Consider the following 24,724-nt stretch of genomic DNA (forward strand, 5'->3'; position numbering starts at 1 on the left):
AGGAGCGGCGTCTCGCCGCGAGCTCTTCGCCTCTATCGCGAGTTGATGGAAAGAGCTCGCGGCGGGACGCCGCTCCTACACCGTGTCAATCGCAATCTCATTCCCGATCAAGCACTTAGTCGAACTGTCAACCCCGCGTATTCAGGTCGCGTTCCGGCTTTCGCCCTTACCTTGCGCGCACTCTTCGGCCCGCCACCCAGTTCAGGCAGGCCACACCGGCGCCTTTCTATTAAGCCGGACCCCGGGCAGCCCGTGTGATGGCTGCCTCCCCATGACGCCCTGCCGTGTCCAGTTAATGTCCTTTTCCACGTGTGGAGAAGTACAGGGACCCGGGAAAGACGGAGCAAGGAGTTCCTATGAAACTGGCCTGGATTTTATGGCTGTCGCAAATGCTTCCGCAGCCGGCCGCCGATTCGCTGTGCCTAAGTACCACCGTATACCTGGAAGCCCGCGACCAGACCTTGCGGGGCCAGGAAGCCGTCGCCGAAGTTGCCTTACGTCGCCGCGATAGCGGCCTCTGGGGTGACTCCATGTGCGAAGTCGTCACCGCTCGCAAGCAGTTTGCCCCGACCATCGTCGCACCCGGCACCCGCCTGCAGAACGCCGACGCCTGGGCTAAGTCAGTCACCGTGGCTCTGAACGCAGAGCGTAATTGGGCCTTGCCGCCCAATGAACGCAAGGAAATCGTGCCCGGTGCCAGCCACTTCGCCGCACTGTCGATTTCCAATCCGAGCTGGCGCAACGCATATCACGTCGCGACCATCGGCAGCCACACGTTCCTCCGTGTGCAGAAGCTGAAGCCGCGCGGGTCTTAACGCGGGCTACTGCGACACATCGGGTAGCAGGTCGATCACGCGCCTGAAACGAAAAGCCATCTGACATGCTTCTCGCCACCCGACGAGTGGCCAGTAGCACCACGTCGCTGACTTGACCCGCTGCCTTAGCGGCCTGATCGGGAATCTTCTTTGAACGTACTCACTGAAGCTCTCCCATCCATTCTGGAATATCGCGCTGTGCGTGCAGCACGCGCCAGACGTCCACCTGCGTTTCCCGTTCGACATAGAAGATCAAGTACGGGAATTTCGGGACCGGCCAGAACCGCAGGCCGCCCAAGTTCAGTGCGACGGCGTAGCGCGATGCGCCTGTGCGCGGATGGGCGGCGACATGACGAAACGCCGCCGACACTGCCTCCACCCATTTCGTCGCCAACGCCTCACCACTCTGTTCGCGATACCACGCCGTGGCTTGCCGCAGGTCGTTTTCCGCTTGTGGCAGGACATGGACGGGTTTGCCGGTCATGCACCGCCCTGGTTCTTGGCAATGGCGCGAAGGTCAGCAAAAAAAGCGTCATCCACCAAACGGCCTGGCCCGGAATCAGCGCCTTCCAGCAACATCCCACGCAGCCGTTCCACGTCACGCTGCTTACGGATCAACTCGCGCAGATATTCGCTGCTGGAGCCGTAGCCGTGTTCGGCGACCTGTGCATCGATGAACTGTTTGAGCTCGTCGGGCAGGGAGATGTTCATCGTGGCCATGCAGCCTCCTTTGGCAAAGATTGCCAAGAAAGTGTGTGCTTGGGCCTTCTGGGATGCAAGCGGCCGCCCGGATCAGGCAGCCAGGCTATGGATGCCACCCCGTCGGTATGCCAATGTCGCGCATGCGAGAAAGCCCCGCGACGCCTGAGTGCGCGGTCGCGGGGCTAATCGATAATAGTTTGTGCGCTTTTTAGCCAGCGCGTTGCGAATGCGTGATCTTTCGCGCGGGAAAGTGCATTCGCCATTTCGGGTAGCAGCTCCTGCAGCGCGTCCAGATCCGTGCAGCGCTCGACTTTCAGCTGCATGAAATAGCCCTTCAAACCCAAATGGGCGCGGATGCTCTCGGTCATCAGTGCATACAGCAGCAGGTACTTTTCCCCGGCTGCTTGTGGAGACGGTAACGTCCCAGCATCCGCATCAGGACGCTTGCGAGATGCTTCCGCTGCTAGTTCGTCCGGCCGTACGGCGGCGATCAGGCCAAGGCCGAGCAACTGTTGCAAGGTATCGGGCGGCGCGTGCAGGGCCGCGATCAACTCGGTCAACTCCGTCTCGTTGCGTTGTCCGTCGGTCATCAACAAGATCGAACGCGCCCCCGACGTCAGCTTGCGGCTGCGCTCGAGAATCTCCTGCTTACCGGCGTCGGTCTTGAAAAAAACCGTAGCGTGCATCATCCCCTCCCCATTTTGATCCCGGCCCCAGGCCCCCGCCCGGTTAAGAGGTGCACGACAAGTGCAGCTAGATGTGAACCTATCGGCATGAAAAGGTCCGTGACGATGCTCACGGTACGATCATAGCAGCACACCGCATGCACGCATCCAGCCGGTCAGGGGGCTGAATGCAACGCCCGACAAGGCCCCGCTCCGGCAATCGCCGTGGCGGGGCTCCGAACGGCCTAACGGTCGCCGATCGGCACGAACGGCAGGTCTTCCGGCCCAGTGTAGTTGGCGCTTGGGCGGATGATCTTGCCGTCGATGCGCTGCTCGATCACGTGCGCGCTCCAACCGCTGGTGCGGGCAATTACAAACAGCGGCGTGAACATCGCCGTCGGCACGCCCATCATGTGGTAGCTGACCGCACTGAACCAATCCAGGTTGGGGAACATCTTCTTGATGTCCCACATCACTGCTTCCAAACGTTCGGCGATGGCGTACATCTTGGTGCTCTGCTGCTCTTCGGACAGCTCCTTCGACACCTGCTTGATCACCTGGTTGCGCGGGTCGCCAACGGTATAGACCGGATGACCGAAGCCGATGATCACTTCCTTTCGCTCGACCCGTGCCTTGATGTCTACCTCCGCCTCATCCGGCGTCTCGTAGCGCTTCTGCACTTCGAACGCCACTTCGTTCGCGCCGCCATGCTTGGGCCCGCGCAGCGCGCCGATGGCGCCGGCAATGCAGGAATGCATATCGCTGCCGGTGCCGGCGATGACGCGTGCAGCAAAGGTGGACGCATTGAACTCATGCTCGGCGTACAGGATCAGCGAGGTATGCATCGCACGCACCCACGAATCGCGCGGCTTCTCGCCATGCAGCAAGTGCAGGAAATGACCGCCGATGGAATCGTCATCGGTTTCCACATCTATCCGCTTGCCGTTGTGGCTGAAGTGATACCAATACAACAGCATCGATCCCATCGAAGCCATCAGCTTGTCGGCGATGTCGCGCGCACCCGGATGATTGTGATCTTCCTTTTCCGGCGAGACACAGCCCAGCACCGATACACCCGTCCGCATCACATCCATCGGGTGCGCCGAAGGCGGCAATTGCTCCAGCGCGGCTTTTACCGCTGCGGGAACGCCACGCAGCGATTTCAGCTTGATCTTGTAGCCCTTCAGTTCAGCGAGATTCGGCAGCTTGCCGTGGACCAACAAGTAGGCGATTTCCTCAAACTCGCTGGTGGTCGCCAGGTCCAGGATGTCGTAACCGCGGTAATGCAGATCGTTGCCAGTACGGCCGACCGTGCACAACGCGGTGTTGCCGGCGGCGGTGCCACTCAGGGCAACGGATTTCTTGGGCTTGAAGCCGGGACTAGCAGCGTCGGTCATTGTGCATCTCCAAAAACAAAGGAAAACCTAGTGGTTCTGCTTCCCTTCTCCTAATAGGAAAAGGCGAAGCATCATTTCTTCGCCGCGAACAACGCGTCCAGTTTCTGTTCGTACTCGTGATAGCCGATGCGTTCGTACAACTCCTCGCGCGTCTGCATCAGGTCGACCACGTTCTTCTGGTGGCCGTCGCGACGGATGGCGGTGTATACGGCTTCGGCCGCCTTGTTCATTGCTCGGAACGCCGACAGCGGATACAGCACAATGCCGACGCCGGCGCTTTTCAGTTCTTCGACCGTGAACAGCGGCGTCTTTCCGAACTCGGTGATGTTGGCCAGCACCGGCACTTTCACCGCGTCGACAAAACGCTGATAAGTGGGCAGGTCGTAGGCAGCTTCCGCAAAAATGCCGTCGGCGCCGGCTTCAACACAGGCGATGGCGCGTTCGATAGCCGCATCCACGCCATCGACCTGGATGGCATCGGTGCGGGCGATCAGGAAGAAATCCGCATCGGTCTTGGCATCCGCCGCGGCTTTCACCCGGTCGGCCATTTCGCTGGCAGTGACAATCTCCTTACCCGGGCGATGACCGCAACGCTTGGCGCCTACCTGGTCCTCGATATGGCACGCGGCTGCGCCGGCCTTGATCAATGACTTCACGGTGCGTCCGATATTGAAGGCGCTCGGGCCAAAGCCCGTGTCGATATCGACCATCAGCGGCAAATCGCACACATCGGTGATGCGGCGCACGTCGACCAGCACATCGTCGAGCGTATTGATGCCCAAATCCGGCAAGCCCAGTGAACCCGCCGCTACGCCGCCGCCGGACAGATAAATGGCGCGATAGCCGGCGCGTTTGGCCAGCAGCGCATGATTGGCATTGATGGCGCCGATCACCTGCAGCGGCGATTCCTCGGCGAGCGCCGCACGAAACTTGGCGCCAGCGGACAACGTGTTTGCCATGAGACTCTCCCTTCCGCTGCGCTCATGCGCAGCAGGTCATTTTAGCTGACTAGCGCCCGCACCAAGCGCTTCCGGACTTTCACAAGCCAATCTCTCCCGAAACTCGCTTTTGCTTTGCAGCAAAAAAATGGGCGGCCAATCGGCCGCCCATCGCTACAACGTCACGGGACCGTATCAGCCCAGCAGATGCGCCACACCGGCGCGCTCTTCTTCCAGTTCCGCCAAGGTCTTGTCCATGGCGGTGCGGCTGAATGCGTCCACTTCCAGGCCTTCCACGCGCGTGTATTCGCCGTTCTCGGTGATCACCGGCACGCCGTAGATGATGCCTTCGGGAATGCCGTAGCTGCCATCGGATGGCACGCCCATGGTCACCCACTTGCCATTGCTGCCCAGCACCCAGTCGCGGATGTGATCGATGGCGGCGTTCGCCGCGGAGGCAGCGGAAGACAGACCGCGCGCCTCGATAATCGCAGCGCCGCGCTTGCCCACCTGCGGAATGAAAGTGTTGGCATTCCAATCGGCGTCGTTGATCTTGTCTTTCAGCGACGCGCCCTTGGCGGTGGCGAAGCGATAGTCGGGATACATGGTGGGGCTGTGGTTGCCCCAGACAATCAGATTTTCGATATCGCCCACGGCCACGCTGGCCTTGTTGGCCAACTGGCTCAGCGCGCGGTTGTGGTCCAGGCGCAGCATCGCAGTGAAGTTCTTCGCCGGCAGGTCCGGCGCGGACTTCATGGCGATGTAAGCGTTGGTGTTGGCGGGATTACCGACCACCAGCACTTTGACGTTGCGGCTGGCAACCTTGTTCAGCGCGGCGCCCTGAGCGGTGAATATCTTGGCGTTTTCCAGCAGCAGGTCCTTGCGTTCCATGCCCGGACCACGCGGACGCGCGCCAACCAGCAGCGCCACATCAACGTCCTTGAAAGCCACTTCCGGATCGTCGGTGCCGACCATGCCGGACAGCAGCGGGAATGCGCAGTCTTCCAGTTCCATCATCACGCCCTTGAGCGCGGCCTGGGCTTTGTCGATCGGCAGTTCGAGCAACTGCAGGATGACCGGCTGATCCTTGCCGAGCATTTCGCCGGAAGCGATGCGGAACAACAAGGCGTAGCCGATCTGGCCGGCAGCGCCGGTGACCGCAACACGAACGGGAGTCTTCATGGAATGTCCTCTACAGTGGATCGTGGGGTGGTATTAGGGCCTGTTAACACTTATGGAGCATGCCGCGCCGCGCAGCTTGACCCCTGCCTTCGCAGGGGCAGGCTCTGGCAAGACAGCGAGGCGCAGCGCTGCGCAACACCACCTGGCGGCCATTGGGAAACAACGCGGCATACTCCATAAGTGTTAACAGGCCCTAGTAGACGTCGTAACCGAGCGGCGTCAGGTTTTCTTGCAGGGCCGCGGTGTCGTAGCCTTGAATCACGCGCTGCCCCACCACGGTCACAGGCACGCCTCGGGTGCCCAGTGCGGTGGCGGCGCGGCGGCCTTCTTCGGTATCGACATCAAGTACGCGATAACGCACTTCGGCAAGTTCGAAGTCTTTTTGCTGCTTGCGGCAGTAACCGCACCACTCCGCTGCCAGCATGACCACGCCGCGATCGCCGGTTCGCATCCGCGGATCATCCGGATGGAGTTTGTCCTCGCTCGCATTGTGCCAAGCGTAGATACCACCCGCCGAAGCGACCAACAGCAATAGCCAGATGATGGGACGCATGAGTCGGTTGTATTCCTGTCAGGCCAGCTCGGCGAAGAATTCTTGAAAGCGTTGCAGTCCTGGCGCCAATTGCGTTGTCGGACAGGTGTAGCTGATGCGCAGCGCGCGTGGTTCGCCAAAAGCCGAACCGGGTACGCAGGCCACGCCTTTGGCTTCCAGCAAGGCCGCGCAGAAATCAACGTCATTATTGATCGCGGTGCCGTTGTCCGACTTGCCGAAAGCGCAGCTGATATCCGGAAATACGTAGAAAGCACCTTGCGGCCGCGGGCAGACCACACCCGGAATTTCCGCTAGGGCCGCCAATACCTGGTCGCGCTTTTCCTGGAACTCGGCGTTCTTCGCAATCGGCACATCCTGCGGACCCGCGAGCGCTGCGATGGCCGCCGCGGTGGTCACTTCCGGGATGTTGGTGATGTGGTTGGAATTGAGCGTGGTCACCGCCTGCGCGATGGCCTCGGGTCCGGCCATGAAACCGACGCGCCAACCCGGCATGCCGTAGGTCTTGGACAGCGAGTCAACGAAAATGGTGCGGCTACGTAGCTCCGGGCGGGCCTGCACGAAATTGGAATACCGCAGGTCGTCGAACAGCATGCGGTTGTAGATGTCGTCGGTGATGATCCACATCTGGGGATATTTCACCAACACATCGGCCAGCGCGGCGACCTCATTTTCCGTGTAGACCATGCCAGTCGGGTTGGACGGATTGTTGAACAGGAACACCTTGGGCTTGTGCGCAGCCAGTGCTGCATCCAGCTGCGCCGCCGTGAGCTTGTAATCCTGAGTGGCCGGGCAAGGCAGTTGGAGCGCCCTGGCACCGACGATGTCGGCGATGTCGGCGTAGGTGGTCCAATACGGCGTCGGAAAGGCGATGGTGTCGCCTTCGTCCAGCAACGTCTCGGCCAGGTTGTACAGAATATGTTTGGCACCGATGCCCGTGGACAGGTTGGCGCGGGTATAGCCGCTCAGTCCCAGCGTCTCCATGTGCGCCAGGAAGGCATCCAGCAGCGCTTCGGCGCCGCGGTTGCTGCCGTACTGCCCGGAATCCTTGGTCAGCGCGTCGCGCGCCGCCTGATACACATGCTCGCCCGGCAGGAAATTGGGCACGCCGATGGAAAAGCTGATGATGTCCCGGCCTTCGGCCTTGAGCTTCTTCGCCTTCTCGGCGACCGCCATGATCGCACTGGGCTTGGCGCGACCGATGCGCCGGGCAAGCGTGGGCATTACAGAACCTCGTGATGAGGAAGACGAGCGGTGGCTTCGGCGGTGTTGCTTTTCGGCGCGAATTTTAGCACGGGCCTTTCAGCCGCCCGGGTACGCCAATGGTCCAATCGCTCCCTCCCGGCATCGCCGGGAAGGAGCGAGACGGATCAGGCGCTCAGGTACCGGTTCCACTCCGCCACGCGATCGGCCTTGGCGGCCAGCACGGCGTCGGTGTCGCCTTCCAGGGTGATGGACTTGATCTCGTCATCCTGTTTCACGCTGTCCACCACGTCCAAGCCTTCAATGACCTTGCCGAAGACGGTGTGCTTGCCGTCCAGCCACGGGGTCGCCACATGGGTGATGAAAAACTGGCTGCCATTGGTGTTGGGACCGGCGTTGGCCATCGACAGCACGCCGCGCTCATGGGACAAGCCGTTCTTGGTTTCGTCCTCGAAACGGTAACCGGGACCGCCGCGGCCGGAGCCTTCCGGGCAGCCGCCCTGGATCATGAAATCGGGGATGACCCGGTGGAACTTCAAGCCGTCGTAGAAACCGCGCTTAACGAGGTTGACGAAGTTGGCGACCGTCAGCGGTGCCTTGTCGGGGTAGAGCTCGATTTTGATCGGGCCGCGCGAGGTATCGAAGGTAGCAATCAGGGACATGAGGGCTCTGAGGTGGTAGGGAATTGGAATGGAAATGGCGCGAATAAGCGGTATTTCAAGTCGATTCCGTTCGTTTTTATGCTTAATCCGGGTTGATCGCCCGACGGGCGAGTCATATGGCTGTTGTGTAACACGCTATAATACGCCTCATTCCTCCCTAAGCCTTGCGCGCAGTTCGGTGCGCCTTTCCGCATGTCCATCCAGAATCTCCGCAATATCGCTATCGTCGCCCACGTCGACCACGGCAAGACCACCCTAGTCGACTGTCTGCTGAAGCAGTCCGGCACGCTATCCGAGCGCACCGTGCTTGCCGAGCGCGTGATGGACAGCAACGACCAGGAAAAGGAACGTGGCATCACGATCCTGGCCAAGAACACCGCCATTACCTGGCAGGGCAACCGCATCAATATCGTCGACACCCCAGGCCACGCCGACTTCGGCGGTGAGGTCGAGCGCGTGCTGTCGATGGTCGACTCGGTGCTGATCCTGGTCGATGCGATGGACGGCCCGATGCCGCAGACCCGCTTCGTCACCCAGAAGGCCTTCGCGATGGGCTTCAAGCCAATCGTCGTGGTCAACAAGATCGACCGCCCGGGCGCACGCCCGGATTGGGTGATCGACCAGGTGTTCGACCTGTTCGACAAGCTGGGCGCCACCAACGAACAGCTCGATTTCCCGATCGTCTACGCCTCGGCGCTGCACGGCTATGCCAGCCTGGACGACGCCGCGCGCGAAGGCGACATGACCCCGCTGTACGAAGCGATCATGAAGCACGTCCCCGCGCCCGCCGTGGATCCGGATGGCCCGTTCCAGATGCGCATCAGCCAGCTGGACTACAACAGCTTCGTCGGCCTGATCGGCATCGGCCGCATCCAGCGCGGCAAGGTCAAGAAAAACCAGCCGGTCAGCATCGTCAGCCGCGAAGGCAAGAAGCGCCAGGGCAAGGTGCTGCAGGTGCTCGGCTTCATGGGCCTGGAGCGCATCGAAGTCGAGGAAGCCGAAGCCGGCGATATCGTCGCCATTTCCGGCGTGGCGGATCTGAGCATCTCCGATACCGTGTGCGCACTGGATACGCCGGAGGCGCTGCCGGCGCTGACCGTCGATGAGCCCACCATCAGCATGACTTTCCAGGTCAACAACTCGCCGTTTGCGGGCAACAAGGACCTGTCCGGCGGCAAGTTCCTGACCAGCCGCCAGATCCGCGAGCGCCTGGAACGCGAAACCCTGCACAACGTCGCGCTGAAGGTCGAGGAAGGCTCGGATCCGGACAAGTTCCTGGTGTCCGGCCGCGGCGAGCTGCACCTGTCGGTGCTGATCGAAACCATGCGCCGCGAAGGCTTCGAGCTGGCCGTCTCGCGCCCGGAAGTCATCATCAAGGAAATCGACGGCAAGCTGATGGAGCCGGTCGAGCAGCTGGTGGTCGACGTGGAAGAACAACACCAGGGCGGCGTCATGGAGAAGCTGGGCGTCCGCAAGGGCCAGCTGAAGAACATGGAATCCGACGGCAAAGGGCGCGTGCGCCTGGACTACATGATCCCGGCCCGCGGCCTGATCGGTTTCCAGAACGAATTCCGTACGCTGACCCAGGGTTCGGGCCTGCTGTTCCACGTGTTCGACCACTACGGTCCGAAGGAACAGGGCGCCATCGCCAAGCGCCAGAACGGCGTGATGATCGCCAATGCCGCCGGCACTACCCCCGCCTACTCGCTGGGACCGTTGGAAGAGCGCGGCAAGCTGTTCGCGGCCGAAGGCGACAATGTGTACGAAGGCCAGCTGATCGGCATCCATTCGAAGGACAACGACCTCACCGTCAACGCCATCAAGCCCAAGCCGCTGACCAACATGCGCGCTTCGGGCAAGGATGACGCCATCAAGCTGACACCGGCCATCAAGTACACGCTGGAACAGGCGCTGGATTTCATCGAAGACGATGAACTGGTTGAAGTGACGCCGAAGGAAATCCGCCTGCGCAAGAAGCACCTGAACGAAAGCGACCGCAAGCGCGCCTCCCGCGCGGCTTGAGGTAGGCCAGGAGTTTCATGCAAACAGGCGACGCCGCCTGCGACCCGAGTCCCAACCAGCATCTGGGACTGCACCTGATTGCAGTCTTCGAAGGCTTGAAGGGACTTCTGGCGCTGGCGGCGGCCGTCAGCTTGGCACTGCTTGGGCCGCAGCCGCTGCGGCATGCAGTGTCGGATCTGATTTCCAGGTTCCGCCTCAATCCCGACCACGGCGTGCTGCCGGGGCTGCTGAGTGCCATCAACCCCGGGGCGGTGCACCTGGCGGTGGTCGTGCTGCTGATCTACGCGCTGATGCGCTTGCTGGAAGCGTGGGGCCTTTGGCGCACCCGCGCCTGGGCCTCCTGGCTGGGCTGTTTGGGCTCCGCGGCTTATTTGCCGCTGGACCTGTATGCGCTGTACCACCACCACGGCTGGCACACCTGGGCGGTGCTGATCGCCAACCTGGTCATTGTCGCAGTGCTCGGGCGCGACATCCTTAAACGACGCGCCGTCAAGCGGCTTAGGATTTGACGCGCGCCCATCAGACTGCGTAGCCTGCGATGCACTTCCTGGGGATTTGGAATGCGTCGACTCGCGCTGCTGATCGTCATCCCGCTGGCACTAGCCGCTTGCCAAAAACAAGCCTCTTCGTCCACGGATGAAATGGTCGAATCGCCTGTCGATTTCACCTTCGCCGAGATGGACATCGACAGCCTGCAGGAACGCATGCGCAGTGGTGAATTGGACAGCCGCACGCTGACACAGGCGTACCTGGATCGCATCGCCGCCATCGACAAGGCTGGCCCTCGCCTCAATGCCGTCATCGAGGTCAATCCGGACGCTATGAAAGAGGCCGCCCTGCGCGATGTCGAACGCAAGCAGGACGCCATGCGTGGTCCGCTGCATGGCATTCCGATCCTGCTGAAAGACAATATCGACGCCACGCCCATGGTCACCTCGGCTGGCTCGCTGGCGTTGAAGGATTTCCGCCCTTCACAGGACGCCTTCCTGGTACGGCGACTGCGGGAGGCCGGCGCGGTAATCCTGGGCAAGACCAATCTCAGCGAGTGGGCCAACTTCCGTTCGATGCACTCCACCTCCGGTTGGAGCGCGCGCGGTGGCCAAACCCGCAATCCCTATGCCCTGGATCGCAATCCTTGCGGCTCCAGCTCGGGCAGCGCGGTCGCTGTGGCGGCTAATCTGGCGGCCGCCGCCATCGGTACCGAAACCGATGGCAGCATTCTTTGCCCAGCCGCCGTGAACGGAGTGGTAGGCCTGAAGCCCACCGTGGGACTGGTCAGCCGCAATGGCATCATCCCGATTTCCTACAGCCAGGACACGCCTGGTCCCATGACCCGCAACGTTGCCGACGCCGCATTGTTGCTGACCGCACTGGCTGGCCGCGACACCGCCGACCCGGCCACCGATAACGCCGCCTGGAACGTCACTCTGGACTACCCTGCCCGCCTCAAGCTGGATGGTTTGAAGGGTGCCCGAATCGGCGTGCTGCGCAGCAAGTTCGACATCCATCCCGATGCCGCTGCCGCCATGGAAGCAGCCATCAAGGTAATGCGCGATGCCGGCGCCACAGTCGTCGATGCCGAAGTCCTCACCGATGGGCAGTGGGAGGACGACGAGCTGGAACTGATGCTCTATGAGTTCAAGTTCGGGGTGGAGCGTTATCTGACCGAACGCAATGCACCGCTGAAGTCCCTGACGCAACTGATCGGTTACAACCGGCAGCACCGCGCATCCGAAATGCCTTACTTCGGACAGGACCTACTCGAAGCAGCCGAAACCAAGGGCGGTTTGGGTGAGGCGGCCTACATCACCGCGCGTAGCCGCGCACGGCGCGTCGCAGGCCTGGAAGGCATCGATGTCGCATTGAAAGCTCAGCAACTCGATGCGTTGATCGCACCGACCACCGGTCCCGCTTGGCTGACCGATTACAACGCCGGCGACAATTTCCCCGGTGCCGGATACCGGGCCGCGGCGGTCGCCGGATACCCCAGCCTGACCGTGCCGATGGGGCATAGCGACGGTCTGCCGCTGGGCATCGTGTTCATGGGCACCGCCTGGAGCGAGCCGCGCCTGATCGAGCTGGGCTATGCCTACGAACAGCTGACACGGGCGCGCAAACCACCGGAGTACTGGCCAACCTTGCCTGCCTCCGAGGCCAACGGTCGCTGATCTTCTGGGCAATTGTGGGCTTTTGTCTGATGTCGCCACGCCGCAAGCCAAGTGATCCGCGTCGGCGTAGGATGGGTTCGGCGTCGCGACGATGAACGTTCGTCTTGGGGGAAACAGGGCCTGTCAACGCTATTGGGATAGGCCGCCCGGCAAGCCAGTGCGTGCTGGGCGAGGAAGAACGAGGAAATGTATGTCGATACATGCCCGAGTGATGACACTGTCCCGTACGGACTGGCTTGCGGGACGGCCTATCCCAGTAGCGTTGACAGGCCCGGGATGATGGCCAATCCCGACCGCGCTTCCGAACTGCGCGTGCTCAGCGGCTCTCGATCCGCTTCGACCCGGCGATTGCGCCGTTTCTACGCGCTGGCCTGGCTGTTGCTGGTCTTCGTGATATTGATCTCCGGATGGTTTGGCTACGTAGCCTGGACGCAGGCGACGCGCGCAGCCATGCCCAATAAGTTGCCGATCCTGCTACTGACTGCGGCAGGCTTTGCCGCCGGCGGACTGCTCTTCGTGTTGCTGATTCGCCTGGCACGCGCGGACCGAAGCAGCCGCGCCCTACTGGACGCGGTGGCGGATCATTTGCCGGCGCTGATCGCCTACGTGGATCCTCATGGCTGTTACGGCTTCGCCAACTGCGCCAGCAGGGAATGGTTCGGATCGCAAAGGGCATGGAGCGGCCGGTCGCTGGACGATGTGCATGCGGACGATCCCTGCTTCCGCGAATCGTTGAAGCGTGCGATGCGCGACTGCACGGCAGAGCACGGGGTGACTTGGGAAGTGGAAATAGGCCAGCCCCCCCGGCCAGCGCAGCTCTATCTGGTGCCTGATGTGGAGAAGGACCAACGAATCTCCGGCTGGTACCTGATGGCCAACGACATCAGTGAGCAACATCGCGCCAATCGCGAGTTGTTGGCGGCACGCGATCACCTGAAACGCATCACCGAAAATCTACCCGCCTTGATTGCGCAATACGATCTCGACGAACGAGCCGTTTTTTTTAATCGCGCCTGCGCCGAGCAAGTCCTATGGAAGCAGCCATTCCGTCCGGGCATACATGTTCGCGAACTGTTCGGCGAAGAAGCCTATGCCAGACGCAAGCCTTATATCGACGCAGTGTTGTCCGGCAAGGATGTCGATTTCGAAGGCACCTTCAACACAGTTGATGGCTTCCGGCGGATGCATACGTACTACACGCCGGATATCGACGACAACGGAAGCATCCGTGGTTTCTTCGTGATGGCGATTGATATCACCGAGAAGAATCGACTGGAACACGCGCTCCACGACGCGAACGAACGTGCCGACGTCACGCTGACGTCGATCAGCGAAGCGGTGATCACCGTCAACGCCGGCTCACGAATCACCTACATGAACCCGGCTGCGGAGAAGCTGAGCGGCTGGACGCTGGAAGAAGCACTCGAACAACCGCTGGAGACGGTGGTGCCGTTGACCACGGTCGACGAGGCAACCTCCCCGGAAGAGCCGCATCCGGTTGCCCTGGCGGGCGATATCGAACTGATCCGGCGAGATGGCAGCCGCCTGCTGGTGGAGCGATCGCAATCCCCGATCCATGATCGCAATGATCTCGCGATTGGCTCGGTCATGGTGCTGCGCGACATCACCGAAGCACGCGCGCTGAGCTCGCGCATGACGTACCTCGCCCATCATGATGCGCTGACCGGTCTGCCCAATCGTCTGCAGCTCAACGAAACACTGAGCCTGCTCATCATCAACGCCACCAACCGCGGCAACGGCGTCGCTGTCTTGTTCATCGATCTGGATCTTTTCAAGCACGTCAACGATGCGCTGGGGCACCACACCGGCGACCAGCTGCTGCAGCAGGTCGCGCGCCGCATCCAGCGCAACATCGGCACTGCCGGCAGCGTCTACCGAACGGGTGGCGATGAGTTCGTGGTGGTGCTCGATAACGTCATTGGCCGCGACGCCGTGCTGCAGATGGCCGACCGTTTGCTTGCCATCGCCGGCACGCCGTACAGCGTGGCGGCGCACGAACTACACCAGGCTTTCAGTATCGGCGTCGCGCTGTTTCCCGAGGATGGCTACGATGCCGCCACCTTGATGATGCGCGCCGATGCGGCGATGTATCTCGCAAAGCGCAGTGGCCGCAACGCGGTGCGCTTCTATACACGCGAGCTGGCGACCAGCGTCGAGGCCCGCATCGAACTGGAGAACAGCTTGCGTCGCAGCCTGCGCAATGGCGACTTGTTGCTGCACTATCAGCCGCAAATAGACCGGCAGACTGGCCACATTGTAGGCGTGGAAGGATTGGCGCGCTGGCAGCGCAGTGATCGCCTGGTACTGCCTGGCGAATTCCTGCCCATCGCCGAAGAAACGAATCTGATCGTCGATATCGACCGCTGGGCGATTCAGGCTGCCTGCCGCCAGAACCGCATCTGGCAGCAGGCGGGATTACCGCCAATCCGCGTATCGGTGAACATTGCGGCTGCCAACTTCGATACCGATCAATTGCTCGATACGGTTATCGCAGCGCTGGAGGACAGCGGGCTGGCACCGGAGTTCCTTGAGCTGGAAGTTACCGAAACCACCATCATGCGCGACGTGCAACGCACGGACCGAATATTGCGCGCACTCAAGGCACTGAGAGTGCGCATCGCCATCGATGATTTCGGTACCGGCTTCTCCAGCCTGAGTTACCTGGGCAACTATGGTTTCAACGTACTGAAGATCGATCAATCCTTTGTGCGCGACGTCACCGAACCCAATCAGGGCGCCATCACCCGCGCCATCATCGGGCTGGCCAACCAGCTCCAATGCCGCACGATCGCCGAGGGAGTTGAAACGCCGCAACAGGCTGCGTGGCTGGCCGATAACGGCTGCGACGAAATGCAGGGAAACCTGTTCAGCCCACCCTTGCCTGCAGCGGATTTCGCGCGCCTGCTTGCACGCAGGAATCGATGGACCATTCCATCGCCATCACGAACGATGGGTAGCCATTGGTCATGATGAACCGGTCAGTTTTTGGCTTTTGGTAAAGCTTGCTGCTTCTCTCTCAACGATTTAGTTGAGGTGGGGCCAGCTCCCTTCTCCCTCTGGGGAAGGTGCCCGAAGGGCGGATGAGGGAATGGCACTGACTCACCGGCCGCCTTTGCTACAGACGGATATATCACTTGCCACTTTCAACCATGGGCTCTTAGATGTCGTCATCCGGCGTCCTGACCAGAGCCAACTTTAAGCTTCGAAGAGTGGAAGCTCGTTTTAAGAACGACGCCAAGGATTGGCTTGCAGGCTGAAGGACAGCGTCAAAGCAGCGGGGTAGAGCCCGTCCTATGACCGCGCGGCAGGTGCTGCGACTTGGTTCTGCTTACGTACGATCGACATGGCGATTTCGAGCGACTGCTCGTAGTTCATGCGCGGGTCCACCGTTGAACGATAGGCGCGTTCCAGATCAACGTCGGTAAGCTCGCGCGCACCGCCGGTGCACTCGGTCACATCTTCACCAGTCAGCTCCAAGTGCACGCCACCCAAACGGGTACCCGCGGCAGCATGCAGGTCGAAGGATTGTTCGACTTCACTTCGGATGTTGTCGAAACGGCGGGTCTTGAAACCATTCGGCGTGCTTTCGGTATTGCCATGCATGGGATCGCACACCCACAGCACCCGGCGACCGTCGCGGCGCACCGCCTCCAGCAGCGGCGGCAGCTTCTCGGCGATCTGCGCGGCACCCATGCGATGGATGAAGGTCAACCGCCCAGGTTCGTCTTCCGGATTCAAAATGTCGATCAGACGCAATAGCTGATCCGAACTGGCCGATGGCCCGACCTTGATGGCGATCGGGTTACGCACACCACGCAGGTATTCCACATGCGCGCCGTCGACGGCGGCGGTACGCATGCCGATCCACGGATAGTGCGTGCTCAGGTTGAACCAGCCCCACTGCCTCGGCACTTCGCGTGTCAGTCCTTCCTCGTACGGCAGCAGCAAGGCTTCGTGCGACGTGTAGAAATCAATGCGATTGAGGTTATGTACTTCAGAACCGGACAGCGTTTCCATGAAGCGAACGGCGTCGCCGATGGAAGTCACCATGTGCTGATATTCGTTCGCCAACGGCGAATAGCCGACCCAGCTGAGATTCCAGTACTCCGGGTGGTGAAGATCGGCGAAACCGCCATCGATCAGCGCTCGCACGAAGTTCATGGTCATCGCCGACCGCGCATGCGCTTTGATCATCCGCCGTGGATCGGGCACCCGGGCCTCGGCAGTGAACTCCGGTTGGTTGACCAGGTCCCCGCGATAACTGGGCAACGTCACGCCATCGCGGGTTTCGGTATCGGCCGAGCGCGGCTTGGCGTACTGGCCAGCGAAACGGCCCACCCGCACGACAGGCAAACGCAGGCCGTGCACCAGCACCAGGCTCATCTGCAGCAATACCTTGAGCCGGTTGGAAATCAAGCCGGACTCGCAATCGCTGAAGCTTTCAGCGCAGTCGCCGCCTTGCAACAGGAAACGCTTGCCTTCCTGTGCTTCGGCTAGCTGCTTCTTCAACGACAGGATTTCCCAGGACGTGACTAGCGGCGGCAACTGCCGTAGTTCTGCCAGCGCCGACTCCATCGCAGCCGGGTCCGGATACGTCGGCATCTGCAATGCCGGGCGGGCGCGCCAGCTGTCCGGCGCCCAATCGGCCGGGAGGTGCACAGCATGGAGATTGCGGTCAGTCTGGCTCATAGGGATCCTTTTCGGCCCATCATCCTGCCAGATTGATGCGCCGCGTCAATTATCGGAAGGTATACGTCTTGCGGCTGCGGAAACCGGCATACAACGCCCAAAGCGCCAACAGCACGAACCAGACCAGGCTCCACGCCGGCATCGCCATGCCCAGGAAGCTCCAATCAACCAGGGCGCACTCACCCGAGCCGGTGAACACCTTGCGCAGCACATCGCCCAGCGGGAAGGCTTCCATCATGTAAGACAAATCCGGCCCGCAGGCCGGCACTTGGTCTGGCGGCAGATTCTGCAACCAGACATGCCGGCCAGCGATGCTGACGCCCAAGCCAGCCGCCAGTAGCGACAGCAACGCGTATACGCGGCGCCCACCTTTGCTTTTTGGCGAGTGCAGTGCGCCTAGCAAGAATACTGCCGCTAACAGCAGAAAGGCGCCTCGCTGAAACGTGCATAGCGGGCAAGGAACCAAGCCCTGAAAATGCTCGAGATACAGCGCAAATCCCAGCAGGCCTGCGCAGATCGCGAAACCGAGCAGAAACTGCGCCCGAAAGGTCCAGCGGAAAGGATTCATCGGCACGCTTCTCGACGAGAAAGGAAGTCCGCATTATCCACATGCAGCCGCCGGCGCGTCACCCATCTACGGCACCCCAGCGCCGGCGTACGTTGACAGTTGAAACGAAAACCCCGGCGCTGGGCCGGGGTTCTCAATACTACAAAGCAGCTGCTTCGATTATTCGGCGGCGGCTTCCGGACGATCTACGAGTTCCACATAGGCCATCGGCGCATTATCGCCAGCGCGGAAACCGCACTTGAGGATACGCAGATAACCACCTGGGCGGGTCTGGTAACGCGGACCCAAAGTGGTGAACAAGGTCCCGACGGCTTCCTTGTCGCGCAGACGCGAGAAGGCGAGACGGCGGTTCGCAACGCCGTCGATTTTGGCGAGCGTGATAAGCGGTTCGGCGACGCGGCGCAGTTCTTTGGCCTTCGGCAGCGTGGTGCGGATCAAGCCATGCTTGATCAAAGAAGCCGCCATATTGCTGAACATGGCATCGCGGTGGGCGCTGGTGCGGCTGAACTTGCGGCCGGATTTCTGGTGGCGCATGGTCTTGATTCCTGATGAATGTTGAAACTACTGAAGTTCGCTGTCGCCTTCATGGCGTTGAAACATGGACTGCGGATGGTCCGAGCCGGCCCTCCTTGGCCGGTCATTGCCGCGAGCCTTTAGGCCCGTCGGCGTTGGTCATGCTTTGCTTCGACCCCCGAACGTCAGGGACTCGACTTATTGCTTTCAGCCCAGCATGCCGTGCTGAGCGACACCGGCCGGCGGCCAGTTCTCCAGCTTCATGCCCAGGGACAGGCCGCGCTGTGCGAGGACTTCCTTGATCTCGGTCAACGACTTCTTACCGAGATTGGGGGTCTTCAGCAGCTCGACTTCGGTCTTCTGAATCAGATCGCCGATGTAATAGATGCTCTCGGCCTTGAGGCAGTTGGCCGAGCGCACCGTCAGCTCCAGGTCGTCGATCGGGCGCAGCAGCACCGGATCCACGCCGCTGGCGGCGGGCTTGGCGGCACCGCGGTCACGGTGAGTGAAATCGCCGAACACCGACAGCTGATCGCTGAGGATGTCGGCGGCGGTGCGCACGGCTTCCTCTGCGTCGATGGTGCCGTTGGTTTCGATATCCAGCACCAGCTTGTCCAGGTCGGTACGCTGTTCCACGCGCGCGGCTTCCACCGCATACGCGACGCGGCGGACCGGCGAGAACGATGCGTCCAGCACCAAGCGACCGATGACACGGGTTTCTTCATCCGGACGGCGGCGGGCGGCAGCAGGCTGATAGCCAAAGCCGCGCTCGATCTTCAGACGCATGTTGACGGCTGTGTCCTTGGTCAGATTGCAGATGACCAATTCCGGATTGAGGATCTCGACGTTGTGATCGGTCTTGATGTCGGCAGCGGTCACTACGCCCGGGCCTTGCTTGGCCAGGGTCAGCGTTGAAGAGTCGCCGGTGTGGATGCGGATCGCGACGTCTTTAAGGTTCAACAGAACTTCAAGCACGTCTTCTTGCAGGCCTTCGATGGTGCTGTATTCGTGCAGCACGCCGTCGATCTCGACTTCGGTAATAGCGAAGCCGGGGATGGACGACAGCAGCACGCGGCGCAGCGCGTTCCCGAGCGTATGGCCGTAACCACGCTCCAGCGGTTCGATGACCACTTTGGCGCGATTGCCGCTGAGGCGCTCGATCTGCGGGCCGCGGGGGCGCAGCACTTGCTGAGTAATACCCGTCATGTTGCTTTGTCTCCTGCGATCCCCCGGCTTGACCGGGGGTGCGTGAATGAATTACTTCGAGTACAACTCGACGATCAACGCTTCGTTGATGTCGGAAGGCAGGTCAGAACGTACCGGGACTGTCTTGAACACGCCGCTGAACTTCTTCGAGTCCACTTCGACCCACGAAGGGCTGAGATCGAGTTGTTCGGCCACGGTCAGGGATTCCTGGACCCGTAGCTGCTTCTGGGCGCGCTCGGACAATTCGATCGCATCGCCGGCCTTCACCTGATACGACGGCAGATTGACCGACTTGCCATTGACCAGCACACCACGGTGCGAGACCAACTGGCGAGCGGCCGGCCGCGTCACCGCGAAACCCATGCGATAGATCACATTGTCCAGACGGGTCTCCAGAAGCTGCAACAGGTTTTCACCGGTGTTGCCCTTCTTGGTCGACGCCTTCTTGTAGTAGTTACGGAACTGACGCTCCAGCAGGCCGTAGATACGCTTGACCTTCTGCTTCTCGCGCAGCTGGGTAGCGTAGTCGGACAACTTGCCCTTGCGGGCGGCACCATGCTGGCCGGGCTTCTGCTCCAGCTTGCATTTGGAATCCAGCGCACGCGCCGGGCTCTTGAGGGAAAGATCGGCGCCTTCGCGACGCGCGAGCTTACAGGTAGGACCAATATAACGAGCCATTTCTCTTCAGCTCCTCAGACGCGACGCTTTTTGGGCGGACGGCAGCCGTTGTGCGGGATCGGCGTGACGTCGATGATGTTGGTGATCTTGTAACCAACATTGTTGAGAGAACGCACAGCCGACTCACGGCCGGGGCCGGGGCCCTTGATGCGTACTTCCAGCGACTTCAAACCGTAATCCAGCGCGGCGCGACCTGCTTTTTCAGCGGCGACCTGTGCGGCGAACGGGGTGGACTTGCGCGAACCACGGAAACCCGCGCCGCCCGACGTGGCCCACGACAATGCGTTGCCCTGACGGTCGGTGATGGTGACGATGGTGTTGTTGAAAGAAGCGTGGACGTGGGCGACGCCATCGGTGATGACGCGCTTGATCTTCTTCTTGACTTTAGCTGCTGCTGGCTTGGCCATGATGTGCGCCCCTTACTTCTTGATGGCTTTGCGCGGACCCTTACGGGTACGGGCATTGGTGCGGGTGCGCTGGCCACGCAGCGGCAGGCCGCGACGATGGCGCAGGCCGCGGTAGCAGCCCAGGTCCATCAATCGCTTGATGGCGATGCCCACTTCGCGACGCAGGTCGCCTTCGACGATGTACTTGCCGATCTCGGCGCGCAAGCGCTCGACTTCGGGTTCGGACAGGTCGCGGATCTTGGTGCTCGAAGCAACGCCTGCGGCTTCGCAGACCTTCTTCGAACGGGTACGGCCAATGCCGTAAATGCTTTGCAAACCGACCCAGACATGCTTCTGGGCAGGCAGGTTGACACCTGCAATACGCGCCATGACGCGGTCTCCAACTTTGTTGATGGCCCGGAAGCGGTCGATCCCTGGCGGGATTTGGGCACGCGGGCGGAGTGAACTGGAAAGTTTAACAAGATCTCGGGTTACATGGAAGCCCGTGCCGGCCAATGACCAGCACGAACCCGGCATGGGGAGTGTGCCCATGCTCCGGCGCCGGAACCCGCCTGGAATGGTGCACCGGGTCGCCCCAAGTGCTCCGCCCCGCCCGCGCTACTCTGGCGCAGGACTGGCTTGTTCTCACCTGCGCACGAGATCGCTGCACAGGCCGCCCTTTCTTGAGATCTGCCCGAAGGGCCGATCTCCGCGGAGGGAATCCGCTTCGTATTTCGTCAGCCGCGGGCTAAACCGCCGCGCGAGCCACCTTTCAGATTCGCCTTCTTCAACAGGCTTTCGTACTGATGGGACATCAAGTGCGCCTGGATCTGCGCGATGAAGTCCATCACCACCACCACCACGATCAGCAGCGAGGTGCCGCCGAAGTAGAACGAAGTATTCAATTGGGTCCGCATCACTTCCGGCAACAGACAGACCGTTACCAAGTAGAGCGAACCGATGGCTGTCAGGCGGGTAAGCACTGCGTCCACATAGTCAGCGGTCGCCTTGCCCGGCCGGATGCCTGGAATCAATGCGCCCGACTTCTTCAGGTTCTCAGCGGTTTCCTGCGAGTTGAACACCAGCGCCGTGTAGAAAAACGCGAAGCCGATGATCATTGCAGCGAACACGATCATGTGCAGAGGCTCGCCCGGGGCAAGCGCCTGCGATATCCGCTGCAACAGGTTGGCGGTCTGGCCGCCCTGCCCCGACCACATGGCTAGCGTTGCGGGGAACGCCAGGATGCTGGAAGCGAAGATCGGCGGAATGACACCCGCCATGTTCAACTTCAACGGCAGGAACGAGGTCTGGTTCATGTACGCGTTGCGGCCGCCCTGGCGGCGGGCGTAATTCACCGTAATTCTGCGCTGGCCGCGCTCGACGAACACCACGAAGAAGGTAAACGCCAGAACCACCAGCACAATCAGCAGCAGCGAGATGAAGCTCAAGGTGCCGTCGCGGAAAGCACCGACGGTCTGAATAACCGCGCCCGGCAAGCCCGCCACGATACCGGCGAAGATGATCAGCGAAACGCCGTTACCGACGCCTCGCTCAGTGACCTGTTCGCCCAGCCACATCAGGAAGATCGTGCCGGCGGTCAATGCCACGACCGCGGTGAGCACGAAACCCATGCCCGGCGCGTACACCACTGGCATGCCGCCTGGTGCAACTTGATTCTGCAATGCGACGGCGATACTGCCGCCCTGCACGACCGCCAGCAGCACCGCGCCGATGCGCGAATACTGGGTGACCTTGCGGCGACCGGACTCGCCTTCTTTCTGCAGCGCTTTCAGCGTGGGGAAGATGTGCACGCCCAACTGCATCACGATGGACGCAGAGATATACGGCATGACATTCAGCGCGAAAATGCTGAAGCGGTGCAAGGCGCCGCCCGAGAACATGTTGAACATGTCCACGATACCGCCGCCCTGCGCCTGCATCATCGCCAGCATGGCATCGGGATTGACGCCCGGCACCGGTATGAAGCAACCGATGCGGTAGACGATCAGCGCACCTACGACGAAGAGCAGGCGCTGGCGAAGTTCGGTGAACTTGCCTGCGCCCGCCAGCGCACCGGCGGCATTACCCTGCGCCATGCGTCCGTTACTCCTGCACGCTGCCGCCAGCGGCTTCGATAGCCGCCTTGGCACCTGCGGTGGCTGCCACGCCCTTCAGCACGAACTTCTTGGTCAGCTCGCCCTTCATGACGATCTTTGCGCGCTTGGCACTATTCGGAACCAGCTTGGCGGCACGCAGCGCGGCGAAATCGATCTCGCCGGCTTCCAGCTTCTCCAGCTGGTAGGACAGCACTTCGGCGCAATCCAGCTTCAGCTTGGAGCGGAAGCCGACCTTCGGCAGACGCTTGACCAAGGGCATCTGGCCGCCTTCGAACTTGGCCTTGATCTTGCCCTTGCCCGAACGCGCGAACGAACCCTTGTGGCCGCGGCCGCAGGTTTTGCCCAGGCCGGAACCGATACCACGACCGACGCGCTTGCGCGCGGTGCGGGCGCCGTCGGCGTGTGTAAGTGTATTGAGATGCATTTGGATTACTCCTCGACCTTGACGAGGTAGTGAACTTTGTTGATCAGGCCGCGTACCTGCGGGCTGTCCTTCAGTTCACGCACATCGTTGAGCTTGTTCAGGCCCAGCGCCTTCACCGACAAACGGTGAATAGCCCGGGAACCACGCAGACCGCGCACGAGGCGGACTTTAACGGTGCCGCCATTGACGGTCGTGTTGGACTCATTAGCCATTGAGGAGTTCCTCTACTTTCTTGCCGCGCTTGGCCGCGATGCGGGAGGGCGACTGCATGTCGCTCAGGCCCTTCAGCGTGGCCCGCACCAAGTTGATCGGGTTACGCGAACCAACAGCCTTGGCCAGCACGTTCTTGACGCCGACCGCTTCCAGCACGGCGCGCATCGCGCCACCGGCGATGACACCAGTACCTTCGGAGGCAGGCTGCATGAACACGCGCGCCGCGCCGTGGCCGGCCTTGACCGGGTGCCACAAAGTGCCGTTGTTCAGGTCGACATTCAACATACCCTTGCGGGCATATTCCATCGACTTCTGGATCGCGACCGGTACTTCGCGCGCCTTGCCATAGCCAAAACCGATCTTGCCGTTGCCGTCGCCGACCACCGTCAATGCGGTGAAGGTGAACTGACGACCGCCCTTGACCGTCTTGCTGACGCGGTTGACCGCGACCAGCTTTTCGATCATGCCGTCATCGACTTTCTCTTCGCGGTTGCGGTCGCGATCACGACCCCGCGGTGCACGTTCTTCTGCCATTTCCAGATTCCTTGATTGATTGAGTATGTACGGCTTGGCCGCTTATGGTTGTGGAGTGTTGCGGTGAAGCGGCGACATCTGCAGAAGAGACGTCGTGCCCGGTGCAGCCTGCACCGGCAGGTCGAAGCGTGGGCGAACCCACACTTCTTCAATACTTAGAACTGCAAGCCGCCTTCGCGGGCAGCATCGGCCAGTGCCTTGATGCGACCGTGATAGCGGTAGCCCGAGCGATCGAAAGCGATTTTCTCGATGCCCGCGGCCTTGGCCCGCTCAGCGATCACACGGCCCACCTTGGCGGCGGCGTCGGTGTTCTTGCCGTTCTTCAGGCCTTCCTTGACGTCGGGCTGCAACGTGTTGGCGGCGGCGATAACGGTAGCGCCGTCGGCGCTGAACAGCTGGGCGTACACATGCTGGCCGGTGCGCAGCACCGACAAGCGCGGCACGCCGAGTTCGCGGATGTGCGCGCGGGTCGACTTGGCACGACGAAGACGGGCGGTATTCTTGATGCTCATGATCTGGTTCCTCGAAGCCGAAAGCCCAATTAGGCCTTCTTCGCTTCCTTACGGATGATGGTTTCGTCGGAGTACTTCACGCCCTTGCCCTTATAGGGTTCCGGCGGACGGAAACCGCGGATCTTTGCTGCCACTTCACCTACGCGCTGCTTGTCGGCGCCCTGGACCAGGATTTCGGTCTGGGTCGGGGTGGCGATGGTGATGCCTTCCGGGGTCTTGAACAAGACCGGGTGCGAGAAACCCAGCGACAGGGTGAGATCCTTGCCCTGCATGGCAGCGCGATAACCCACGCCAACCAGCTCCAGTTTGCGCTCGAAACCTTCCGAGACGCCCTTGACCATATTGGCCAGGATGGCGCGGATGGTGCCGGTGATGGCATCGCGCGAGGCATCGGCCGGAGCCAGATTGACGTTGCCGTCTTCCAGCTTGATCTCGACGCCGGCGGGCTTGGCGATCGACAAGGTGCCCTTCGGGCCCTTGACGCTGACGCTATCCGTTTGGATGTTCAGTTCGACGCCCTTGGGCACGCCGATCGGCATTTTGGCTACACGGGACATAC

Annotated in this window: 27 protein-coding genes; 5 read left to right on the forward strand and 22 right to left on the reverse strand. The window is 61.4% G+C overall.

Features of this window, described 5'->3' with window-relative positions; translation table 11 throughout:
• The first annotated feature begins 356 nt into the window (after positions 1–356).
• Complete coding sequence (locus tag AB6O04_RS03735; RefSeq protein ID WP_368562431.1) at positions 357–815, forward strand: cell wall hydrolase; 459 nt, start codon at positions 357–359, stop codon at positions 813–815.
• A 160-nt stretch (positions 816–975) separates the two neighbouring features.
• On the opposite strand, the gene AB6O04_RS03740 is transcribed toward AB6O04_RS03735, so the two are convergent.
• The 9 genes from AB6O04_RS03740 to AB6O04_RS03780 all read right to left on the reverse strand — a co-directional run bounded on the left by AB6O04_RS03740 (position 976) and on the right by AB6O04_RS03780 (position 8,114).
• Complete coding sequence (locus AB6O04_RS03740) at positions 976–1,299, reverse strand: type II toxin-antitoxin system RelE/ParE family toxin (RefSeq protein WP_368562433.1); 324 nt, start codon at positions 1,297–1,299, stop codon at positions 976–978.
• Positions 1,296–1,535 carry a type II toxin-antitoxin system ParD family antitoxin gene (locus AB6O04_RS03745; protein WP_368562434.1) on the reverse strand — a complete coding sequence of 80 codons (240 nt, stop codon included), beginning with the start codon at positions 1,533–1,535 and terminating at the stop codon, positions 1,296–1,298. Before AB6O04_RS03745 ends, AB6O04_RS03740 begins: the two co-directional genes overlap by 4 nt.
• A gap of 164 nt (positions 1,536–1,699) precedes the next feature.
• Entirely contained in the window at positions 1,700–2,107 is a 408-nt protein-coding gene (locus AB6O04_RS03750; RefSeq protein WP_368562435.1) for a hypothetical protein, read from the reverse strand.
• A gap of 320 nt (positions 2,108–2,427) precedes the next feature.
• Positions 2,428–3,579, reverse strand: coding sequence for a 2-methylcitrate synthase (gene prpC, locus AB6O04_RS03755; RefSeq protein ID WP_368562436.1), 1,152 nt, complete (start codon positions 3,577–3,579; stop codon positions 2,428–2,430).
• Between the two features lie 71 nt (positions 3,580–3,650).
• Positions 3,651–4,538: a methylisocitrate lyase gene (gene prpB, locus AB6O04_RS03760; protein WP_368562437.1), complete on the reverse strand. Its 888-nt coding sequence runs from the start codon at positions 4,536–4,538 to the stop codon at positions 3,651–3,653.
• A 174-nt stretch (positions 4,539–4,712) separates the two neighbouring features.
• Positions 4,713–5,699 carry a malate dehydrogenase gene (locus AB6O04_RS03765; RefSeq protein WP_368562438.1) on the reverse strand — a complete coding sequence of 329 codons (987 nt, stop codon included), beginning with the start codon at positions 5,697–5,699 and terminating at the stop codon, positions 4,713–4,715.
• 193 nt (positions 5,700–5,892) lie between these two features.
• On the reverse strand, positions 5,893–6,252 hold the full coding sequence (locus AB6O04_RS03770) for a glutaredoxin family protein (protein ID WP_368562440.1): 360 nt from the start codon (positions 6,250–6,252) through the stop codon (positions 5,893–5,895).
• A gap of 18 nt (positions 6,253–6,270) precedes the next feature.
• Positions 6,271–7,473, reverse strand: coding sequence for an aminotransferase class I/II-fold pyridoxal phosphate-dependent enzyme (locus AB6O04_RS03775; protein ID WP_368562442.1), 1,203 nt, complete (start codon positions 7,471–7,473; stop codon positions 6,271–6,273).
• A 146-nt stretch (positions 7,474–7,619) separates the two neighbouring features.
• Positions 7,620–8,114 carry a peptidylprolyl isomerase gene (locus AB6O04_RS03780; protein WP_368562443.1) on the reverse strand — a complete coding sequence of 165 codons (495 nt, stop codon included), beginning with the start codon at positions 8,112–8,114 and terminating at the stop codon, positions 7,620–7,622.
• 192 nt (positions 8,115–8,306) lie between these two features.
• On the opposite strand from AB6O04_RS03780, the gene typA reads away from it, so the two are divergent.
• From typA to AB6O04_RS03800, 4 genes are all read left to right on the forward strand, one after another.
• Positions 8,307–10,136, forward strand: a complete 1,830-nt coding sequence (gene typA / locus AB6O04_RS03785) for a translational GTPase TypA (protein WP_368562444.1) — start codon at positions 8,307–8,309, stop codon at positions 10,134–10,136.
• A gap of 17 nt (positions 10,137–10,153) precedes the next feature.
• Positions 10,154–10,645, forward strand: coding sequence for a DUF2127 domain-containing protein (locus tag AB6O04_RS03790; RefSeq protein WP_368562445.1), 492 nt, complete (start codon positions 10,154–10,156; stop codon positions 10,643–10,645).
• Positions 10,646–10,696: 51 nt separating this feature from the next.
• The gene (locus tag AB6O04_RS03795; RefSeq protein WP_368562446.1) at positions 10,697–12,304 is read left to right on the forward strand and encodes an amidase; all 1,608 of its coding nucleotides are present in this window, start codon (positions 10,697–10,699) and stop codon (positions 12,302–12,304) included.
• A 279-nt stretch (positions 12,305–12,583) separates the two neighbouring features.
• Positions 12,584–15,295, forward strand: coding sequence for an EAL domain-containing protein (locus AB6O04_RS03800; RefSeq protein WP_368562447.1), 2,712 nt, complete (start codon positions 12,584–12,586; stop codon positions 15,293–15,295).
• Positions 15,296–15,616: 321 nt separating this feature from the next.
• On the opposite strand, the gene AB6O04_RS03805 is transcribed toward AB6O04_RS03800, so the two are convergent.
• The 13 genes from AB6O04_RS03805 to rplF all read right to left on the reverse strand — a co-directional run bounded on the left by AB6O04_RS03805 (position 15,617) and on the right by rplF (position 24,722).
• Entirely contained in the window at positions 15,617–17,014 is a 1,398-nt protein-coding gene (locus AB6O04_RS03805; RefSeq protein ID WP_368562448.1) for a class II 3-deoxy-7-phosphoheptulonate synthase, read from the reverse strand.
• A 49-nt stretch (positions 17,015–17,063) separates the two neighbouring features.
• Positions 17,064–17,582 (reverse strand): disulfide bond formation protein B, encoded by a 519-nt coding sequence (locus AB6O04_RS03810; protein WP_368562449.1) that lies wholly within the window; start codon positions 17,580–17,582, stop codon positions 17,064–17,066.
• A gap of 159 nt (positions 17,583–17,741) precedes the next feature.
• Positions 17,742–18,116 carry a 50S ribosomal protein L17 gene (rplQ, locus tag AB6O04_RS03815; protein ID WP_368562450.1) on the reverse strand — a complete coding sequence of 125 codons (375 nt, stop codon included), beginning with the start codon at positions 18,114–18,116 and terminating at the stop codon, positions 17,742–17,744.
• Positions 18,117–18,302: 186 nt separating this feature from the next.
• Positions 18,303–19,301 (reverse strand): DNA-directed RNA polymerase subunit alpha, encoded by a 999-nt coding sequence (gene rpoA, locus AB6O04_RS03820; RefSeq protein WP_337343120.1) that lies wholly within the window; start codon positions 19,299–19,301, stop codon positions 18,303–18,305.
• Between the two features lie 51 nt (positions 19,302–19,352).
• On the reverse strand, positions 19,353–19,979 hold the full coding sequence (gene rpsD / locus AB6O04_RS03825) for a 30S ribosomal protein S4 (RefSeq protein WP_337343121.1): 627 nt from the start codon (positions 19,977–19,979) through the stop codon (positions 19,353–19,355).
• Positions 19,980–19,993: 14 nt separating this feature from the next.
• The gene (gene rpsK, locus AB6O04_RS03830) at positions 19,994–20,386 is read right to left on the reverse strand and encodes a 30S ribosomal protein S11 (RefSeq protein WP_337343122.1); all 393 of its coding nucleotides are present in this window, start codon (positions 20,384–20,386) and stop codon (positions 19,994–19,996) included.
• A 12-nt stretch (positions 20,387–20,398) separates the two neighbouring features.
• Positions 20,399–20,755 carry a 30S ribosomal protein S13 gene (gene rpsM / locus AB6O04_RS03835; RefSeq protein WP_337343123.1) on the reverse strand — a complete coding sequence of 119 codons (357 nt, stop codon included), beginning with the start codon at positions 20,753–20,755 and terminating at the stop codon, positions 20,399–20,401.
• A 347-nt stretch (positions 20,756–21,102) separates the two neighbouring features.
• A complete protein-coding gene (secY, locus tag AB6O04_RS03840; RefSeq protein ID WP_368562451.1) occupies positions 21,103–22,461 on the reverse strand; it encodes a preprotein translocase subunit SecY in 1,359 nt (452 codons plus the stop codon).
• A 7-nt stretch (positions 22,462–22,468) separates the two neighbouring features.
• A complete protein-coding gene (rplO, locus tag AB6O04_RS03845; RefSeq protein WP_368562473.1) occupies positions 22,469–22,912 on the reverse strand; it encodes a 50S ribosomal protein L15 in 444 nt (147 codons plus the stop codon).
• The gene (gene rpmD / locus AB6O04_RS03850) at positions 22,912–23,118 is read right to left on the reverse strand and encodes a 50S ribosomal protein L30 (RefSeq protein ID WP_337343125.1); all 207 of its coding nucleotides are present in this window, start codon (positions 23,116–23,118) and stop codon (positions 22,912–22,914) included. The genes rplO and rpmD overlap by 1 nt, the downstream gene beginning before the upstream one ends.
• On the reverse strand, positions 23,111–23,653 hold the full coding sequence (rpsE, locus tag AB6O04_RS03855; RefSeq protein ID WP_337343126.1) for a 30S ribosomal protein S5: 543 nt from the start codon (positions 23,651–23,653) through the stop codon (positions 23,111–23,113). Before rpsE ends, rpmD begins: the two co-directional genes overlap by 8 nt.
• A gap of 155 nt (positions 23,654–23,808) precedes the next feature.
• A complete protein-coding gene (rplR, locus tag AB6O04_RS03860) occupies positions 23,809–24,165 on the reverse strand; it encodes a 50S ribosomal protein L18 (protein WP_337343127.1) in 357 nt (118 codons plus the stop codon).
• Between the two features lie 29 nt (positions 24,166–24,194).
• Complete coding sequence (rplF, locus tag AB6O04_RS03865) at positions 24,195–24,722, reverse strand: 50S ribosomal protein L6 (RefSeq protein WP_368562452.1); 528 nt, start codon at positions 24,720–24,722, stop codon at positions 24,195–24,197.
• Positions 24,723–24,724 lie beyond the last annotated feature (2 nt).

This window comes from Pseudoxanthomonas sp. UTMC 1351 (assembly GCF_040948865.1).
Lineage (GTDB): Bacteria > Pseudomonadota > Gammaproteobacteria > Xanthomonadales > Xanthomonadaceae > Pseudoxanthomonas_A.

Coding starts and splice junctions, on each gene's coding strand:
- AB6O04_RS03735 (WP_368562431.1), top strand. CDS start 357: ATGAAACTGGCCTGGATTTTATGGCTGTCGCAAATGCTTCCGCAGCCG.
- AB6O04_RS03740 (WP_368562433.1), bottom strand. CDS start 1,299: ATGACCGGCAAACCCGTCCATGTCCTGCCACAAGCGGAAAACGACCTG.
- AB6O04_RS03745 (WP_368562434.1), bottom strand. CDS start 1,535: ATGGCCACGATGAACATCTCCCTGCCCGACGAGCTCAAACAGTTCATC.
- AB6O04_RS03750 (WP_368562435.1), bottom strand. CDS start 2,107: ATGACCGACGGACAACGCAACGAGACGGAGTTGACCGAGTTGATCGCG.
- prpC (WP_368562436.1), bottom strand. CDS start 3,579: ATGACCGACGCTGCTAGTCCCGGCTTCAAGCCCAAGAAATCCGTTGCC.
- prpB (WP_368562437.1), bottom strand. CDS start 4,538: ATGGCAAACACGTTGTCCGCTGGCGCCAAGTTTCGTGCGGCGCTCGCC.
- AB6O04_RS03765 (WP_368562438.1), bottom strand. CDS start 5,699: ATGAAGACTCCCGTTCGTGTTGCGGTCACCGGCGCTGCCGGCCAGATC.
- AB6O04_RS03770 (WP_368562440.1), bottom strand. CDS start 6,252: ATGCGTCCCATCATCTGGCTATTGCTGTTGGTCGCTTCGGCGGGTGGT.
- AB6O04_RS03775 (WP_368562442.1), bottom strand. CDS start 7,473: ATGCCCACGCTTGCCCGGCGCATCGGTCGCGCCAAGCCCAGTGCGATC.
- AB6O04_RS03780 (WP_368562443.1), bottom strand. CDS start 8,114: ATGTCCCTGATTGCTACCTTCGATACCTCGCGCGGCCCGATCAAAATC.
- typA (WP_368562444.1), top strand. CDS start 8,307: ATGTCCATCCAGAATCTCCGCAATATCGCTATCGTCGCCCACGTCGAC.
- AB6O04_RS03790 (WP_368562445.1), top strand. CDS start 10,154: ATGCAAACAGGCGACGCCGCCTGCGACCCGAGTCCCAACCAGCATCTG.
- AB6O04_RS03795 (WP_368562446.1), top strand. CDS start 10,697: ATGCGTCGACTCGCGCTGCTGATCGTCATCCCGCTGGCACTAGCCGCT.
- AB6O04_RS03800 (WP_368562447.1), top strand. CDS start 12,584: ATGGCCAATCCCGACCGCGCTTCCGAACTGCGCGTGCTCAGCGGCTCT.
- AB6O04_RS03805 (WP_368562448.1), bottom strand. CDS start 17,014: ATGAGCCAGACTGACCGCAATCTCCATGCTGTGCACCTCCCGGCCGAT.
- AB6O04_RS03810 (WP_368562449.1), bottom strand. CDS start 17,582: ATGAATCCTTTCCGCTGGACCTTTCGGGCGCAGTTTCTGCTCGGTTTC.
- rplQ (WP_368562450.1), bottom strand. CDS start 18,116: ATGCGCCACCAGAAATCCGGCCGCAAGTTCAGCCGCACCAGCGCCCAC.
- rpoA (WP_337343120.1), bottom strand. CDS start 19,301: ATGACGGGTATTACTCAGCAAGTGCTGCGCCCCCGCGGCCCGCAGATC.
- rpsD (WP_337343121.1), bottom strand. CDS start 19,979: ATGGCTCGTTATATTGGTCCTACCTGTAAGCTCGCGCGTCGCGAAGGC.
- rpsK (WP_337343122.1), bottom strand. CDS start 20,386: ATGGCCAAGCCAGCAGCAGCTAAAGTCAAGAAGAAGATCAAGCGCGTC.
- rpsM (WP_337343123.1), bottom strand. CDS start 20,755: ATGGCGCGTATTGCAGGTGTCAACCTGCCTGCCCAGAAGCATGTCTGG.
- secY (WP_368562451.1), bottom strand. CDS start 22,461: ATGGCGCAGGGTAATGCCGCCGGTGCGCTGGCGGGCGCAGGCAAGTTC.
- rpmD (WP_337343125.1), bottom strand. CDS start 23,118: ATGGCTAATGAGTCCAACACGACCGTCAATGGCGGCACCGTTAAAGTC.
- rpsE (WP_337343126.1), bottom strand. CDS start 23,653: ATGGCAGAAGAACGTGCACCGCGGGGTCGTGATCGCGACCGCAACCGC.
- rplR (WP_337343127.1), bottom strand. CDS start 24,165: ATGAGCATCAAGAATACCGCCCGTCTTCGTCGTGCCAAGTCGACCCGC.
- rplF (WP_368562452.1), bottom strand. CDS start 24,722: ATGTCCCGTGTAGCCAAAATGCCGATCGGCGTGCCCAAGGGCGTCGAA.